This window comes from Micromonospora sediminimaris, assembly GCF_016863575.1.
Lineage (GTDB): Bacteria > Actinomycetota > Actinomycetes > Mycobacteriales > Micromonosporaceae > Micromonospora > Micromonospora sediminimaris.
This window is the reverse complement of the sequence record NZ_BOPD01000025.1, coordinates 52,447-68,986: the sequence shown is the minus strand read 5'-3', so window position 1 is coordinate 68,986 and position 16,540 is coordinate 52,447. Positions and strand designations below refer to the sequence as shown.

12 protein-coding genes are annotated in these 16,540 nt (G+C 71.9%); 6 read left to right on the top strand and 6 right to left on the bottom strand.

Annotated elements, in window-relative coordinates:
* Window positions 1–78: 78 nt before the first annotated feature.
* Together Vse01_RS20310 and Vse01_RS20305 are read left to right on the top strand one after the other, a co-directional pair.
* Window positions 79–1,842: a substrate-binding domain-containing protein gene (locus Vse01_RS20310; protein ID WP_093410671.1), complete on the top strand. Its 1,764-nt coding sequence runs from the start codon at window positions 79–81 to the stop codon at window positions 1,840–1,842.
* 206 nt (window positions 1,843–2,048) lie between these two features.
* Window positions 2,049–3,533 carry a sugar transferase gene (locus Vse01_RS20305; protein WP_093410553.1) on the top strand — a complete coding sequence of 495 codons (1,485 nt, stop codon included), beginning with the start codon at window positions 2,049–2,051 and terminating at the stop codon, window positions 3,531–3,533.
* On the opposite strand, the gene Vse01_RS20300 is transcribed toward Vse01_RS20305, so the two are convergent.
* Window positions 3,462–4,673: a PP2C family protein-serine/threonine phosphatase gene (locus Vse01_RS20300; protein ID WP_093410551.1), complete on the bottom strand. Its 1,212-nt coding sequence runs from the start codon at window positions 4,671–4,673 to the stop codon at window positions 3,462–3,464. The two genes, Vse01_RS20305 and Vse01_RS20300, sit on opposite strands and share 72 nt — an antisense overlap.
* A gap of 92 nt (window positions 4,674–4,765) precedes the next feature.
* Here Vse01_RS20300 and Vse01_RS20295 point away from each other — a divergent pair, with 92 nt between their 5' ends.
* The gene (locus tag Vse01_RS20295) at window positions 4,766–5,317 is read left to right on the top strand and encodes a MarR family winged helix-turn-helix transcriptional regulator (RefSeq protein WP_232511450.1); all 552 of its coding nucleotides are present in this window, start codon (window positions 4,766–4,768) and stop codon (window positions 5,315–5,317) included.
* Window positions 5,318–5,403: 86 nt separating this feature from the next.
* On the opposite strand, the gene Vse01_RS20290 is transcribed toward Vse01_RS20295, so the two are convergent.
* A complete protein-coding gene (locus Vse01_RS20290) occupies window positions 5,404–7,083 on the bottom strand; it encodes a PP2C family protein-serine/threonine phosphatase (protein ID WP_232511449.1) in 1,680 nt (559 codons plus the stop codon).
* Between the two features lie 126 nt (window positions 7,084–7,209).
* Window positions 7,210–8,469, bottom strand: coding sequence for an ROK family protein (locus tag Vse01_RS20285; RefSeq protein ID WP_093410549.1), 1,260 nt, complete (start codon window positions 8,467–8,469; stop codon window positions 7,210–7,212).
* A 49-nt stretch (window positions 8,470–8,518) separates the two neighbouring features.
* Between Vse01_RS20285 and xylA the strand changes: the two genes are divergently transcribed.
* The 3 genes from xylA to Vse01_RS20270 all read left to right on the top strand — a co-directional run bounded on the left by xylA (window position 8,519) and on the right by Vse01_RS20270 (window position 12,731).
* Window positions 8,519–9,706 carry a xylose isomerase gene (xylA, locus tag Vse01_RS20280; protein ID WP_093410547.1) on the top strand — a complete coding sequence of 396 codons (1,188 nt, stop codon included), beginning with the start codon at window positions 8,519–8,521 and terminating at the stop codon, window positions 9,704–9,706.
* A gap of 10 nt (window positions 9,707–9,716) precedes the next feature.
* Window positions 9,717–11,174: a xylulokinase gene (gene xylB, locus Vse01_RS20275; RefSeq protein WP_093410545.1), complete on the top strand. Its 1,458-nt coding sequence runs from the start codon at window positions 9,717–9,719 to the stop codon at window positions 11,172–11,174.
* Window positions 11,175–11,306: 132 nt separating this feature from the next.
* Window positions 11,307–12,731 (top strand): MFS transporter, encoded by a 1,425-nt coding sequence (locus Vse01_RS20270; RefSeq protein WP_093410543.1) that lies wholly within the window; start codon window positions 11,307–11,309, stop codon window positions 12,729–12,731.
* Between the two features lie 41 nt (window positions 12,732–12,772).
* Here the strand turns inward: Vse01_RS20270 and Vse01_RS20265 are convergent, their stop codons facing one another.
* The 3 genes from Vse01_RS20265 to Vse01_RS20255 form a co-directional block, all read right to left on the bottom strand.
* Window positions 12,773–14,416, bottom strand: a complete 1,644-nt coding sequence (locus Vse01_RS20265) for a glycoside hydrolase family 13 protein (protein WP_093410665.1) — start codon at window positions 14,414–14,416, stop codon at window positions 12,773–12,775.
* Between the two features lie 61 nt (window positions 14,417–14,477).
* Entirely contained in the window at window positions 14,478–15,512 is a 1,035-nt protein-coding gene (locus Vse01_RS20260; RefSeq protein ID WP_093410540.1) for a LacI family DNA-binding transcriptional regulator, read from the bottom strand.
* A gap of 61 nt (window positions 15,513–15,573) precedes the next feature.
* A complete protein-coding gene (locus Vse01_RS20255; RefSeq protein ID WP_093410538.1) occupies window positions 15,574–16,539 on the bottom strand; it encodes a carbohydrate ABC transporter permease in 966 nt (321 codons plus the stop codon).
* Window position 16,540: the final 1 nt, after the last annotated feature.

Genomic DNA, 16,540 nt, shown 5'->3' with positions numbered 1-16,540 from the left:
GGGTAAACTGTTTCTCCTCTGTAACTTTCGTCCGAACGGCCATGGCAGTACAACGGTCGGATACGCAAGATGGTCTGCGTGTCAGCAGGCCGCCATCGCATGCGTTCAAGTATTCACGGTGCCGCCGCCGCAGCAGCGGTCGGCGTACTCGTCGTCACCGCTGGTGGGTGGGTCGGCTATCGCCAACTCGCCGGCCAGGACTGCTCGGGCAAGATCGAGCTGTCCGTCGCGGTGGCGAGCGAGCTCGCCCCGGCGGTCGACCAGGCGGCCACCGAATGGGAGGAGAAGGGCGCCGCGGTCGATGGAACCTGCATCGATGTGACAGTCGCCGCCTCCGACCCGGTAGAGGTGGCCGCCGTGGTGGCGGCCAAGCACGGCGCCATCCTGGCCGGGGTGGGGCAGGCCAGCGGCACCGCGGTCAGCCCGGACGTCTGGATCCCGGACTCCTCGACCTGGCTGCTCCGACTCAAGACCGGCGGCGCGGCGGCCTTCGAGCCCGGCAACGGCTCGTCCATCGCCAGCAGCCCGGTGGTGGTCGCCATGCCGGAGCCGATCGCCACCCGGTTGGGCTGGCCGCAGCAGGAGCTCGGCTGGACCGACCTGCTGACGCGCCTCAACAGTGACCGGCCGCTGAAAACCGGCATCGTGGAGCCGACCCGCGACGCCGCCGGGCTGTCCGGCCTGTTGTCGATGATGACCGCCGCGGCATCGACCGGTGGCGAGACCGCCGAGCAGGAGCGCGTCGGCGCGTTGCGCGCGTTGGCCTCGGGTGCCTCGGCGCTGCGCCAGGATCTGCTCGCCAAGTTCCCGACGGCCACCGACGCCACCACCCTGGCCAGCGCCCTCGGTGCGGCGGCGCTGTCCGAGGAGGATGTCATCGAGTACAACGCCCGGAAGCCTCCGGTGCCGTTGGCGGCGCTCTACCTGAAGCCGGCGCCGTTGCCGCTGGACTACCCGTACGCGGTGCTGCCCGGGATCGAGCCGGCCAAGGCGTCGGCTGCGGGGGTGCTGTTCGAGGCGCTGACCACGACGTCGTTCAAGGACAAGCTTGCCGCGCAGTCGTTGCGCGCCCCGGACGGCAACTGGGGCACCGGTTTCAACGCGCCGCAGGGCGCGCCGAGCCCGGCCGGCGGGGACGCCTCCATCGCACCTCCGGCGCAGGGCGGCATCGCCGCCGGTGGGCTGGCACCGGACGCGGTGGAGCGGGCGGTCTCCAGTTGGTCCATCGCCACGCTGTCCGGCCGGATGCTCTGCATCATCGACGTCTCCGGCTCGATGAAGAACGAGGTGCCGACGGCCAACGGCGCGACCCGACAGCAGGTCACCACGGAGGCGGCCCGGCGGGGGCTGAACCTGTTCGACGACTCCTGGTCGATCGGCCTGTGGGTCTTCTCGACCAACCTGGTGGGCTCGCGGGACCACCGGGAACTGGTGCCGATCGCGCCACTGTCGCGGCAGCGCAGCGAGTTGGAGCGGGGCCTGGACCGGGTGGTCTCGTCGAGCGGTGACACCGGCTTGTACGACACGCTGCTGGCCGCGTACAAGGACGTCCAGGCGAACTGGGAACCGGGCAAGGTCAACTCGATCGTGCTGTTCACCGACGGCAAGAACGAGGACGCCGACGGCATCTCCCAGAAGGCTCTGCTCGCCGAGCTGAAGCGGATCAAGGATCCGGACCAGCCGATCCAGGTGATCATCATCGGTATCGGCACCGAGGTCAGCAAGTCGGAGCTGGACACCATCGCCAAGAGCGCCGGTGGCGGCGCGTTCGTCGCCACCGACCCCACCAAGATCGGTGACATCTTCCTCCGGGCTATCGCGCTGCGGAAGGCGCCCGCCTGACCTGAGACACCCCGAAAAGGGGCCTGTGGTACCGGTTTCGCCGGTACCACAGGCTCCTTTCCTGTTGTCCTACGCCTTGGAAACTGACGGCAATACGTCGGAAGCAATTGGTAGTCATGGTTGTCAGGGCAGGATGTCGTCGTGCATCGGCAGACCCGGCCCACCCGGCCAGGCCCGTGCCGTCGGCGAGCGAAGTGGGAGGGCTGGTGACCTCGGCGACGCTGTTGACTCCGGTCAGAACGTCATCGCGACCGCACGACCACCCGTCACCGGGGGGACCGGTGCGCACCGACCAGCGGGCGTACGTCCGCACCCTGGTCGTGCTGGACGCCGCCGTGCTGGCGGTGGCGGTGCTGGTGGGATACGCGGTCCGGTTCGGTGAGGCCGCGCCCCGCGGCCCGGTGCCCTACGTCCTGGTCGCCCCGGCGCTCGTCCTGGCCTGGCTGGTCTCGCTGAAGGCGCTGCGCTGCTACGACGACCGGGTGGTGGGCTACGGCGCGGACGAGTACCGACGGGTCAGCATGGCGAGTCTGCGGCTGGCCGGCGCCACCGCGATCGCGGGTTACGTCGCCGACGTCGGTGTCTCCCGAGGTTTCCTGGCCATCACCTTCGCGGTGGGCACGATCGGTCTGGAGGTGGCCCGGTTCGCTGCCCGTAAGCGCCTGCACCGCGCCCGGTCGCAGGGGTCAGGCTGGTCACGGCGGGTGCTGGTGGTCGGTGACACCGCCCACGTGCTGGAGTTGGTGCACACGCTGCGCCGTGAGCCGTACGCCGGCTACCAGGTCGTCGGCGCCTGCATTCCGGACGCCCTGCTCGCCCCGGTCGCCCAGCGGCTCGGCGACGTGCCGGTGGTCGGCTCGTTCCGGGCCATCCCGGAATCCGCCGCCGCGATCGGCGCGGACACGGTCGCCGTCACCGCCTGCGGGGAGCTCACCGCCACCCGGCTGCGTCGGCTCGGCTGGCAACTGGAGGGCACCGGCATCGACCTGGTGCTGGCGCCGGCGCTGACCGATGTGGCTGGCCCGCGCATCCACACCCGGCCCGTCGCCGGCCTGCCGCTGATCCACGTGGAGGCCCCCGAGTTCCGTGGCGTCCGCAAACTGGTCAAGGGGTTCGTCGACCGGTCGATGTCGCTGATCGCGCTGGCCCTGCTGCTGCCGCTGCTGGCGGTCATCGCGTTGGCCGTGAAACTGGACAGCCGGGGGCCGGTGCTGTTCCGGCAGACCCGGGTCGGGCAGGGGGGCCAGGAGTTCGGGGTCTTCAAGTTCCGCACCATGGTGGTCAACGCGGACGTGCTGCTGGCGGAGTTGACCGCCCGCAACGAGACCGACGGCCTGCTGTTCAAGATGCGCGACGATCCCCGGGTGACCCGGGTCGGCCGGCTGTTGCGCAAGTGGTCGCTGGACGAGCTGCCGCAACTGGTGAACGTCCTGCTGGGGCAGATGAGCCTGGTCGGTCCCCGGCCGCCGCTGCCCTCCGAGGTTGCCCGCTACGACGGGGACGTCGCCCGCCGGCTGCTGGTCAAACCGGGAATGACCGGGCTCTGGCAGGTCAGCGGACGGTCCGATCTGAGTTGGGAGGACGGCATCCGGCTCGATCTCTACTACGTGGAGAACTGGTCACTCGCCGCTGACCTGACGATCCTGTGGAAGACGGTCGGCGCGGTGGTCAACAGCCGCGGCGCGTACTGACTCGGCGGGCGGGGTCTCCGGCTGCGGGCCGAGCCAGTCCAGGCAGACCACGACGGCGTCGTCGGTGAGATCACCGGCAACGAACGCCCGTAGGTCGCCGAGCAGGGAGCGAACCGCGTCCAGCGCCGTCATCGGTGCGGTCCGGCGCAACATCCGGTCCAGCGCCGTCTGGCCGTACCGCTCCGTGCTCCCGGCCGCTTCGATCACCCCGTCGCTGATCATGAACAGTCGGTCCCCGCGCTGGAGCTGGACGAACTGCTCGCGGTAGTTGGTCCCCTCGAACATGCCGAGCGGGAACTGCTCCTCCAGCGGCTGGACGCTGACCTCGCCGTCGCGCAGCAGGACGAGCCGGGGCGAGCCGGCGTCGACGGCGGTGAGCAGCCCGGTGCGCAGGTCGAGTTCGAGCAACAGGGTCGCCAGGTACTGCTCGCCCCGGTGCAGGTCGTAGACGGCCTGGTCGGCCAGGGACGCCTGGTCGGCCAGGGAGATGCCGGCCCGGCGGGCGTTACGCAACGCGCAGGTGGCGAGGGTGGTGAGCATCGACGCGACGACCCCCTCACCCATCCCGTTGATCGTGGCGAGCCAGACCCGCTGACCATCGTCGGACCAGTCGAAGCTGTCGCCGCGCACCGCGTACGCCGGCTCCAGCTGACCGGCGAGGCTGAAGGAGGGACGGAGCCGGCTGCGCCCCGGCAGCAGCTCCCACTGCACCTCGGCGGCGAGGGTCAGGCGGCGGCTGCGCCGGGCCACGCGGTAGACGTCCGTGCCGGCGTCGACGGCGGCCAACTCGTGCGCCAGCGCGGTGGCGACCTCCGCCAGCTCGGCCAGTCGGGCGTCGGTGACCGGCGTCACCCGGAGTACGCCCCGCCGTTCCCCACGCATGCTCACCGGCAGGTACCCGACGCCGTCGGCGTGGGTCGGGCTCTGGTGGTCGAAGCAGCGCCACGCCGGGTGCCCGGGGGTCGTCACCGCCTCCCCACCGCCCAGTGGCAGCAGCGCCGCGAGCCGGTAGTCGACCTGGAGGAGTTCCGTGTCGGCGATGCCGTACTCCTGCTCGAACAGTTCCCCGACGCGCGTCACGAGGAGGTCCACGGGGGCGGCGGTGATGGCCGCGCGGCCCTTGTCGACCGGCTCGGTCATGGTCTCTCCTTGATCACAAGCCCATCCGCCGACGGAATCGGGGTACGCTCAGGCGCACCATGGCGGAACTGCATGGTCCACCGGGACCCGAGATGAGTATGGCTGCCGAGCTGGACGCCGCGGCAGGTGCCCTGCTGACGGTCTGGGACGGTGCGCGGGAGCGGGCAGCCAACCGCATCTCCACCGCCCAGCTTCGCGCCGTCATGCTCGTCGAACGGCACGACGGGATCAACCTGCGTCGCCTCGCCACCGGCCTGGACATGCTGCTCTCCTCAGCCAGTCGACTCTGCGACCGGCTGGTGGCCGCCGGGATGCTGGAACGGGAGCCGGGTCGTGCCGACCGGCGGGAGATCTCGCTGCATCTGACCGCCGAGGCCCGCCGGTTGCTGGCCGAGCTGCGCGACGACCGTCGTCAGCACCTGGCGGCGATCCTGGCCGACATGACTCCCGAGGCCCGGGAGGCGCTGCTGCGCGGGCTGCGCGCCTTCGACGAGGCCGCCCGCGCGCGGGTCGTCCGACCGGTGTCGCCGCTGGTGCCGCAGGCCGAGGAACCACGTGTGGAACAGACCGAAGGCCGGGATGCCGTCGAGGCGGCGTCGCGGGGCTGGGCGGCGGGGGACGCCTCCGTCTTCCGGACGGCCTGACCGGGGGCACCGGACGGGGCCGCACCGTATCGGGCACCGGTGGCGCACCGTCGTCGGTGGTGCCGGCCAGCCGGATGGCCGTCGGATCAGTCCCCGGCCGAGCCGATCGCCAGCATCGCTATGTCGTCGTGTCGGTGGCCGGAACACCACGTGTCGACCTCGTGCAGCACGTGGTCGACAAGCGTGGCCGGGGGCAGCCCGACGCCGGCCGCCAGCGTCCGGCGTAGCCGCCGTTCACCGAAGATCTCTGTGCCGCGCGGGCCGCCCCGGGCCTCGGCGATTCCGTCGGTACGGGTGAAAAGCAACTCACCGGGGCGCAGCCGAACGTCGGCGGTGGCGAACCGGGCGTCGGGCAACGCGCCGACCGGCATTCCGCCCACCCGAATCGCGGTCACCGTGCCGTTGGCGCGGATCACGAGGGGCACCGGGTGCCCGCCGCCGGCGATCCGCACCCGCAGCCCACCCTCGGGTACGACGCGTACGGCACCCAGCAGCAGGGTGGTGAACTGGCCGCGCCGGGCCGCGTCCGGAGTGTCGAGCAGCGCCTGGTCGAGCAGCCGGAGCAGCTCCCGCGGTTGCTGCTCGACCAGACGTAGGGTCTGCAACGACTGGCGTACCCGGCCGGTGAGCACCGCCGCACCGACGCCTTTGCCGCAGACGTCCCCGACGGCGAACAGCGCACCATCGCCGGTCGGCAGCACATCGTAGAAGTCGCCACCGATACGCAGGCCGTCCCCGGCCGCGCGATAGCCGCCGGCCAGGCTCATCCCGGCCACCGTGGGCAGCCTCGGCGGCAGCAGGCTGTCCTGGAGCACCTGGGCGAGGTGACTCTGTGCGTCGTGCAGTTGCGCGGTGGCCAGTGCGGCACCGGCCCGGGCGGCGAGCTCCCGGACCAGTTCGACGTCGCGGCGGTCGAAGCCGGCCCGCTCAGGTCGGCGGAGCAGCACCAGGGCACCGGCCGTCCGACCGGCGCCGGGCATCGGGCTGACCAGCAGGGTCGCGGGTGCATCGAGGTCCGCCGGGAGCAACGGGTCGAGTCTCTCCGGCCCGAGAGTAGGCCAGGGGCGCGGATCGGTGGTCTCGCCGTCGAGGGCCTCGACGAGACCGGGTACGGCAGCGACCACGTCCCAGTCCACCGTGCCGGTGATCGGCGCGGTGTCGTCAGCGGCGTACCGGACCCAGTGCGGCCGGTACTCGGTCGGCGTCGGTGGCAGGTGCACCACCAGGGCAAGATCGGCCAGATAGGGCACGGGCAGGGTGGCAACGGCTTGCAGCGCCTGGTCACGCTCCAGTGCCAGGCCCAGCCGACGGCCGGCGCGGGCCAGGAACTGGGTACGTCGACGCTCGGCCAGCAGCTCCGTTACCCGGCTGTGCTCGTCGGTGACGTCCCGCACGTACCAGGCGGATCGGTTGCCGCCCAGGGCGCGGCGGACCCCCCGCAGCCGCCGGCCGTGGTGCTCACCCTCGAAGTCATCCCCACCTGAGGCGCTCGCGGCCGCCAGCGCCGGCACCGGACAGCCCGCCAGGTCGGTTCCGACGACGATGTCCGGCAGCAACTGCCCAGCCATCGTGTTGACCAACACCACCAGCCCGGCGGCGTCGGTGGTCAGCACCGCCTCGTCGAGCCCGTCGAGCAGCTCACGGGCGAGATCGGTGTCCACGGGAGGTGTGGTGTGCGGTACCTCGGTGGCGGCGCGGCCCGACCGCCCGTCGTCGGCCCATTCGCCGGCCGCACCGGTGAAGGCGCCCTGTCGGGTGCTGGTCACCGGCGGACACCGGGCGCCGGGCGCTGTCGACCAGTACGCATGCCGGTGGTGCACTCCTCGGGGTGACGGTTGGTTGCCTGCGGGCAAGCGTACCGAGCTGTTCCTGAGCGGCTCCTGTCGAGAGCGTCAGAGCCGGGCCAACCATCCGCCGGGGCGGGCGATAATTCGGCGTACCACAGATCCGGCCGCTCCCACCGCGGCGGCCGTGGCACCGAGGGTGGCCGGTCGGACGGTGACCGGCGACCAGGCCGCGGTGAGCACCCGGCGTTCGATCTCGGCGAGTACGGGTGGCCGGAGCCAGCCGGTGAGCGGGGCGTAGCCGCCGCCGAGCACCACCGTGTCGAGGTCCAGCAGGTTGACCACGCTCGCCACGGTGACTCCGATCGCTGTGCCGGCCTCGGCCAGGGCGCGCAGCACGGCGGGGTGCTCGGCGGTGGCGAGCTGGGTCAGCCGGGTCGACGCCCGGTCGGCCGGTAGGTCCGCTCCGGCCAGGCCGGCGGCGGACAGGATCGCCTCCTGCCCGGCGTACAGCTCCAGACAGCCACGGCCGCCGCAGCGGCAGGGTGGCCCGTCCGGGCGGACCGGAATGTGCCCGATCTCGCCGCTCCAACCACGGGCACCTCGAAACAGCGCGCCGTTCAGGACGATGCCCGCGCCGATGCCTACCTCGCCGGAGATGTGCAGGAAGCTGCCGGGCGCGGCACCCGCGTGCAACTCGCCAAGCGCGGCGAGGTTCGCCTCGTTGTCCACCACCAGGGGCGGCACCCCGTCGACCGTCTCGGTCAGCGGGGGATGGTCGGCCAGCAGCTCCGGCACCGGCACGTCCCGCCAGCCCAGGTTGGGTGCGAGGCGGACCCGACCGGCGTCGTCGACCAGACCGGGCACGCCCAGGGCCGCACCGGCCAGGGTCAGGCCCTGGGCGTTGGCGTCGACGCGAGCCCGGCCGGCCAGTTCGGCGAGCCGGCCGAGCGCGTCGGCCGGGGAGACGGGTCGCAGGTCGGCCCGATGCACCGTGTGGTGCCTTACCTGACCGGCAAGGTCGACGACGCACGCGGCCAGATAGTCGACGTTGATCTCCAGCCCCAGACCGGCGGGACCGTCGCCGGCCAACATCAGACCGCGTGCCGGACGACCGGCGCCGGCCCGGGGCGTCGGCTCGGCCTCGGTGACGAGGCGGCCGGCGACCAGATCCTCCACCACGGCCGAGACGGTGGCCCGGGTGAGGCCGGTGTCAGCGGCCAGCGCGGCCCGCGACGGGGGACGACGGGCGGCGGCGATGCGGCCGAGCACCAGAGCGAGATTCAGCTCACGCAGGCTGCCCTGCCGCACCGCGCCGGCCGGGGCTGCGGGTGGCTTCACCCCTTGACACTGCCACATCACAGTCATTTAATTCAACCACTGAACAAATAGCGGATGACACCACCGGAGGTCTGCCATGGCACCCCGTCCCACCCCTGCCGACAAGTTCTCCTTCGGGCTCTGGACGGTCGGCTGGCAGGGCCGAGACCCGTTCGGCCACGCCACCCGAGACGCGCTGGACCCGGTGGAGTCGGTGCACCGACTCGCCGAGCTGGGCGCGTACGGTGTCACCTTCCACGACGACGACCTGGTGCCGTTCGGCGCGGACGCCGCCACCCGGGACGCCCAGATCGCGCGGTTCCGCAAGGCGCTCGACGAGACCGGCCTGGTGGTGCCGATGGTCACCACCGACCTGTTCCAGCAGCCGGTCTTCAAGGACGGCGGCTTCACCAGCAACGACCGCGACGTCCGGCGGTACGCGTTGCGCAAGGTGCTGCGCAACATCGACCTCGCCGCCGAGCTGGGCGCGAAGACCTTCGTCATGTGGGGTGGCCGGGAGGGCGGCGAGTACGACGTCGCCAAGGACGTCCAGGCCGCGCTGGACCGCTACCGCGAAGCGGTGGACCTGCTCTGCCAGTACGTCATCGACCGCGGTTACGACCTGCGCTTCGCGCTGGAGCCGAAGCCCAACGAGCCGCGTGGCGACATCCTGCTGCCGACCGTCGGGCACGCCCTGGCGTTCATCTCCACCCTGGCCCACCCGGAGCGGGTCGGACTGAACCCGGAGGTCGGGCACGAGCAGATGGCCGGGCTGAACTTCGTCCACGGCATCGCCCAGGCGCTCTGGCAGGGCAAGCTGTTCCACATCGACCTCAACGGTCAGCGTGGCGTCAAGTACGACCAGGACCTGGTCTTCGGCCACGGTGACCTGCTCAATGCGTTCGCGCTGGTCGACCTGCTGGAGCACGGTGGCACGGCCGGCGGCCCCGGCTACGACGGCCCCCGCCACTTCGACTACAAGCCCTCCCGCACCGAGGACATCGACGGGGTCTGGGCCTCGGCAGCCGCGAACATGAGCACCTACCTGCTGCTCAAGGAGCGGGCTGCGGCGTTCCGGGCCGACCCGGAGGTCGCCGAGGCGCTGTCCGCGAGCAAGGTCGCCGAACTGGGCGTGCCGACCCTCGGCGACGGCGAGGGGTACACCGAGCTGCTCGCCGACACCAGCGCGTTCGAGGAGTTCGACGTCGACGCGGTAGCTGCCAAGGGCTTCGGCTTCGTCCGGTTGAACCAGCTCGCCGTCGAGCACCTGCTCGGCGCACGCTGAGGCGGCCGGCATGCCGCTCGTCGCCGGGGTGGACTCCTCCACCCAGTCGTGCAAGGTGGTCGTCCGGGACGCGGAGACCGGGGCCCTGGTCCGGCAGGGCCGGGCACCGCACCCGGACGGCACCGAGGTCCACCCCTCGGCCTGGTGGTCGGCTCTCCAGACGGCGATCGACGCCGCCGGTGGGCTGGCCGACGTCGCCGCAGTTTCCGTGGCCGGTCAGCAGCACGGCATGGTCTGTCTCGACGAGGCCGGCGAAGTGGTACGGCCGGCGCTGCTGTGGAACGACACCCGGTCGGCCGGTGCCGCGGCCGAGCTGATCCAGGAGGCGGGCGAGGGGCAGGCCGGGCCCCGGTTCTGGGCCGATGCGGTGGGCAGCGTGCCGGTGGCCAGCTTCACCGTCACCAAGCTGCGCTGGCTGGCCCGCAACGAGCCGGCAAACGCCGACCGGGTGGCGGCGGTCTGCCTGCCGCACGACTGGCTGACCTGGCGGCTGGCCGGTGCTCCCGGGCTGGACGCGCTGCGGACCGACCGCAGCGATGCCAGTGGCACCGGCTACTGGTCCCCGGGCACCGGCGAGTACCGCCCGGATCTGCTGGAGCGGGCGCTCGGCCGGGTGGTGCGGGTGCCGACGGTGCTCGGCCCCGCCGAGGCCGCCGGCACGCTGGCTCCGGCGGCGCTGTCCGGTGCCGTGGCCGCTGCGGACCCGGGCGCGGCGCTGCTCGGGCCGGGGGCGGGGGACAACGCCGCCGCCGGCTTCGGCGTCGGTGCGCGTCCCGGCGACGTGGTGGTGTCGATCGGCACCTCCGGCACGGTCTTCAGCGTCGCGGACACTCCGGCGGCCGACCCGAGCGGTATCGTCGCCGGCTTCGCCGACGTGACCGGCCGGTTCCTGCCGCTGGTCTGCACGCTTAACGCGGCCCGGGTGCTGGACGCCGCCGCGGCGATGCTGCGGGTCAATCTGGACGAGCTGGCCGACCTGGCGTTGTCCGCGCCGCCCGGCGCGGACGGGCTGGTCATGGTGCCGTACCTGGAGGGTGAACGTACCCCGAACCGGCCGGACGCCACGGGGGCGGTGCACGGGCTGACCCTGCGTACCTCGACTCCGGCGCATCTGGCCCGGGCCGCCGTGGAGGGGATGCTCTGCGCCCTCGCCGACGGGCTCGACGCGCTCACCGCCCAGGGTGCGGCCGTACGCCGGGTGATCCTGGTCGGCGGCGGCGCCCGCTCGGCGGCGGTGCGTCGCATCGCGGCGCAGGTCTTCGGCTGCCCGGTGGTGGTCCCACCGCCCGGCGAGTACGTCGCCGACGGTGCCGCCCGGCAGGCCGCGTGGTTGGCTCTGGGCACGGGGGAACCGCCGTCCTGGACACCGTCCGGCACCGAGGAGCACGCCGCCGAGTCGGTGCCCGGCATCCGGGAGCGCTACGCGCAGGCCCGGGAACGCCATCTGGACCGGTTGTCCCAGGGGTGATCACGCCGGTTCCCGGGTCGGGTGGCGTCCGCGTGACGAGGAGCCACCCGATCCGGGACCGAGCACGATCTCGGGCGCGCTCGGGGGTGGCCCGGTGATCGGCTCGTTATCCCGTCCTGGTTGGCTGCCCGCATGACCTCGACCACAGGCGGACCCGCGCGGGTTTGGGGCAGCAGCGCGCCGCGCCGGCTCTACAGCGTCGTGGTCTTCGTGCTGCTCGCCTCGCTGGACAACGTGGCGATCGGTCTGGTGCCGCCGCTGTACGGCGCGATCGCCGACTCCTTCGACGTGCCGCAACGGCTGCTCGGCCTGGTCACCGCGATCAGCTTCCTGACCAGCGCGGTGGCGGCGGTCGGTTGGGCGTACTTCGGCGACCGCAGCAACCGCAAGCCGTTGCTGATGATCGGCACGCTGATCTGGGCGGCCGGAACGGGCGGGAGCGCACTGGCCGGGAACTACCCCACGTTCCTGGCGGCGCAACTGCTCGCCGCGGTGGGCCTGGGCGCGGTCGGTTCGGTCGGTTACTCGGTGGTCACCGATTTGATCACGCCGCGCCGTCGGGGCCTGGTGATGAGCTTCTGGGGGCTGTCCCAGGGCGTCGGCACCCTGGCCGGCACCCTGGTCGGCGGACTGCTCGGCGCGACCGACTGGCGTCGGCCGTTCCTGGTGCTCACCGTGGTCGGTCTGGTCGCCACGGCGGCCTACCTGTTCACGTACGACATCCGGCGCGGCCAGAGCGAGCCGGCACTGGCCGGTGCGCTCGCCACCGGTGGGGACTACGACTACCGGATCAGCCGGGCCGACCTGCCCGTCATCCTGGGCCGCAGGACCAACAGGTGGCTCATCCTCCAGGGCCTCACCGCGCAGGCCGCCTTCGGCTCGCTGGTCTGGCTGCCGTACCTGTTCATCGAGCGGGCCAAGGACCAGGGTTATTCGGAGGCGACCGCCATCGTGGTGGGCAGCGTCTTCGCCACACTGTTCCAACTCGGCGGGGCGTTCTCCATCGTCGGTGGGCTGATCGGCGACGCGCTGCAACGGCGTACGCCCTCGGGCCGGGCGATGGTCGCCTCCGTCGGCATCTTCGCCGCACTTCCGTTCTACCTGGTGTTGTTCTTCGTGCCGATGCGCATCGACGTGCCCGACGGCGCCGGCACCGGCGCGGTCGTACGGGCGGTGCTGGCCAGTGTGGTCAGCGAACCGACGGTCGGGCTGAGCCTGCTCGCCGCGTTGCTGGCCCTGGCGCTGACCTCGGCGAACTCGCCGAACTGGTTCGCGCTGATCGCCGACGTCAACCCGCCGGAACACCGGGGCACGGTCTACAGCCTCGGCAACCTGGTCAACGGGGTGGGGCGGGCGGCCGGCAACGGCCTGGTCGGGGTGGCCTTCAACGGGCTGCGGCTGGCCTTCCCACCGCCGCTGAACTACGCCGTCGGGCTGGCCGCCTTCCAGCTCTTCTTCATCCCCACCGGCGTCATGTACTGGCTTGCCGCCCGCACCTCTCCGAAGGACATCACCGACGTCCGCGAGCTGCTGCACACCCGCGCCGACAAGCTGTAGGCCCCGGGGGTAGGACCCGGACGGGCCCCACCCCCGGCAGCTCAGGCGGTGCGGACCCAGACGGTGACGTCGGTGGGCAGCGAGCCGTCCTCGTTCAGCGGGGCGCTGCTGTGCACCACCTCGCCCTCGGGCACCGGGGCGGCGGCACCGAAGTTGGTGGACACCACCAGATCGCCGTTGCGGAAGGTCAACACCTCGTCGGTGGAGGAGAGCCACTCCAGGGTGCCCCGACCGAGTCCGTACGCGCGGCGCAGCTGCAACGCCTCCCGGTACAGCTCGTACGTCGAGCCGGGCACCCCGCGCTGACGGTCCAGCGCGTACTCGGCCCAGACCGGCGGCTGCGGCAGCCAGCTCGCGTCGGTCGGCCCGAAGCCGTACGAGGGAGCGTCGGCCTCCCACGGGATCGGCACCCGGCACCCGTCGCGGCCCCGCTGGGTGTGCCCGCTGCGTTCCCAGGTCGGGTCCTGCCGTGCTTCGTCGGGCAGGGTGGTGTGCTCCGGCAACCCGAGTTCCTCACCCTGGTAGAGGTAGGCCGAGCCGGGCAGGGCCAGCATCAGCAGGGTGGCCGCCCGGGCCCGACGCAGCCCGGTGGCGGCGTCCGGCTGCTCGTCGCCGATCCCGATGCCGTTGGGTCGGGGCGCACCGATCGGCAGCCCGAGCCGGGAAGCGTGTCGCACCACGTCGTGGTTGGAGAGCACCCAGGTGGTGGGGGCGCCGACCGCGTCGGTGGCCTCCAGCGATCGCGTGATCACGGCGTACTGGGCGGGCGCTGTCCAGGAGGCGAGCAGGTACTCGAAGTTGAACGCCTGGTGCATCTCGTCGGGACGTACGTAGCGGGCCAACCGCTCCGCCGGCTCCACCCACGCCTCGGCCACCAGGATCCGCTCGCCGGGGTAGCCGTCCAGCAGCCGTCGCCAGTCGCGGTAGACCTCGTGCACGCCGTCCTGGTCCCACATCGGCGGGCGGGGCTTGTCCGCCTCCTGCCCGGAGAGGATCTCCTGCGGATCCTGCCAGTCGGCCAGATCGGCCTGCTTGACCAGACCGTGCGCCACATCGACCCGGAAGCCGTCCACGCCCCGGTCCAACCAGAACCGCAGCACGTCCAGGAACTCGGCGCGGACCTCGGGACTGTCCCAGTTCAGGTCGGGCTGGGCGGTGTCGAAGAGGTGCAGGTACCACTGGCCGTCCGGCACCCGGGTCCAGGCCGGGCCGCCGAAGACGCTCTGCCAGTCGTTGGGCGGCTCGGCGCCGCCCGGTCCGCGCCCCTCTCGGAAGATGTACCGCCCCCGCTCGGCACTGCCGGGACCGGCGGCCAGGGCGGCCTGGAACCAGGCGTGGGCCGAGGAGGTGTGGTTGGGCACCAGGTCGACGATCACCCGCAACCCGTTGGCGTGGGCCTTCGCGATCAGGTCGTCGGCATCGGCGAGGGTGCCGAACAGCGGCTCGACGTCCCGGTAGTCGGCCACGTCGTAGCCGGCGTCGGCCTGCGGGGACGGATAGAACGGGGAGAGCCAGACCGCGTCGACACCCAACTCCGCCAAATGGTCGAGGCGGGCGGTGATCCCGGGCAGGTCGCCGATCCCGTCGCCACCCGAGTCGGCGAACGAGCGGGGGTAGATCTGGTAGATCACCGCCTCCGTCCACCAGCCGGTCGGTGGGGTCTGCTGCGTCGCGTCGTGGTTCAGGGCGTACTCCCATGGGTCGAGCCGTCCAGACCGGCCGGCCGGACGGCGTGCTGGCTGCCGTTCAGTGTGCCCGGACGGGCGCGGTCGAATCACGCACGACCAGCCGAGTGTTCAGGATCACCGACGAATCCTGTTTGATCATGTTGGCGTCGTCGGCCCGTCCGCAGAGCGGGTCGAGCAGCAACTGCGCGGCCAGCCGACCCTGCTCCACCGCCGGTTGGGCGATGGTGCTCAACCCGAGTACACCGGAGAGGGCGTGGTCGTCGATGCCGATCACGCTGACGTCCTGGGGAACCCGCAGGCCGGCGTCGCGCAGCGCGGTCAGCGCCCCCATCGCCATCTCGTCGCAGGCGGCGAAGATGGCCGTCGGTGGGTCGCCTCGGCGGAGGAGTTCCTCGGTGGCCCGGGTGCCACCGGCGATGTCGAAACTGGATTCCACGTCGAGGCTCGGGTCCGGCTGCAACCCGGCCGCGCGCAACGCCTCCTGATGCCCCCGGCGTCGATCCAGGTGGGCGCTGAAGGCGAGTTCGTCGTCGGGATCGCCGGAGATGTGCGCGATCCGCCGATGCCCGAGATCGAGCAGATGCCGGGTGGCGGTCCGCGCCGCCGCCACGTCGTCGATGCGTACGCAGGGCCAGCCGGGCACTGTGGTACCGGAGCTGATGGTGACGCCGGGCAGGTCCAGTGCCGCCAGCGCGGTCACGTCGGTGGCCCGTAGCGGAGTCGCGACCAGCATGATCGCATCCACCCGCTTGTGCAGGTGGGTGGCGTGCAGGACGCGTTGCCGATTCTGCTCCCGCCCACCGAGGTTGTGGAGCAGCAGGTCGTATCCGGCCCGGTGGAAGAAGTCCTCCGCCGCCTCGACGACCACGCCGAAGAACCACCGGGTTATCCGGGGAACCACCACCGCCACGGTGCCGGTCCGGCCGCCGGCCAGTCGTGAGGCGCTGGGTGACACGGCGTACTGCAACTGCTCGGCGGCGGCGAGCACCCGGCTGCGGGTCGCCGCCGACACGGTGGGCAGCCCGCGCAGCGCCCGGGAGACGGTGGCCGTGGAGACGCCGGCCAGCCGGGCGACGTCGTCGATCTTCGTCACGTGACACCCCGCTCACGTCCCGCCTGGTGCCGCCGCCCGCGGGCGGCGGCACCACGGCGGATCAACCCTTGACGCTGCCGGCGAGCAGCCCACGAACGAAGTAGCGCTGCAAGGACAGGAACACGATCAGCGGTACGACGATCGAGACGAACGCTCCGGCGGTCAACCGTTGCCACTCGTTGCCCCGGGTACCGGCCAGTTCGGCGAGGCGAACCGTGAGTGGCGCGGTGACGTCGCTGCCACCGGCGAAGATGAGCCCGACCAGCAGGTCGTTCCAGACCCAGAGGAACTGGAAGATGCCGAACGCGGCCAACGCCGGGGCAACCAGGGGCAGCACGATGGTGCGGAAGATCTTCGGGTGGGTGGCCCCGTCGACCCGGGCCGCCTCCATCAGATCCTTCGGTAGTTGCGAGATGAAGTTGTGCAGCAGGTACACGGCGAACGGCAGCGCGAAGCAGGTGTGCGCGAACCACACCTGGGCGAAGTTCTGCGCGCCGTCGAGGTTCCAGGCGGGCATCAGGGTGATGCCGCCCAGGCTGACTCCGCGCGAGAAGAAGCTCAGCAGCGGCACCAGGGCCATCTGCAGCGGCACGATCTGAAGCGCGAAGATGGCGATGTACACCCAGTCCCGCCCCCGGAAGTTGATCCAGGCCAGCGCGTACGCGGCCAGGGCCGCGAAGGCGAGCGGAAACAGCACCGCCGGCAGGGTGATCACCAACGAGTTGACGAAGTAGCTGGCGAGCTGCCCGGACGAGGCGGACTGCCCGAACAGCACCTCCTGGTAGTTCTGGAGGGTGAACTCCGGATCGCGGAAGAACGTCCACCAGCCGGTGGTCTTGATCTGGTTCTCCGGCCGGAACGAGGAGACCAGCAGACCGAAGGTCGGGATGGTCCAGACGACCGCGATGACGATGGCGACCATCGTCGCGGTGTGGGTGTTCAGCCGCTTGCGTACCCGCGCCGCACGGGTCGGCCGGCCGCTGGTCTCCTGTGCTCCGGCGGCGACCGGGGGAGTGGTGGTGGTCATC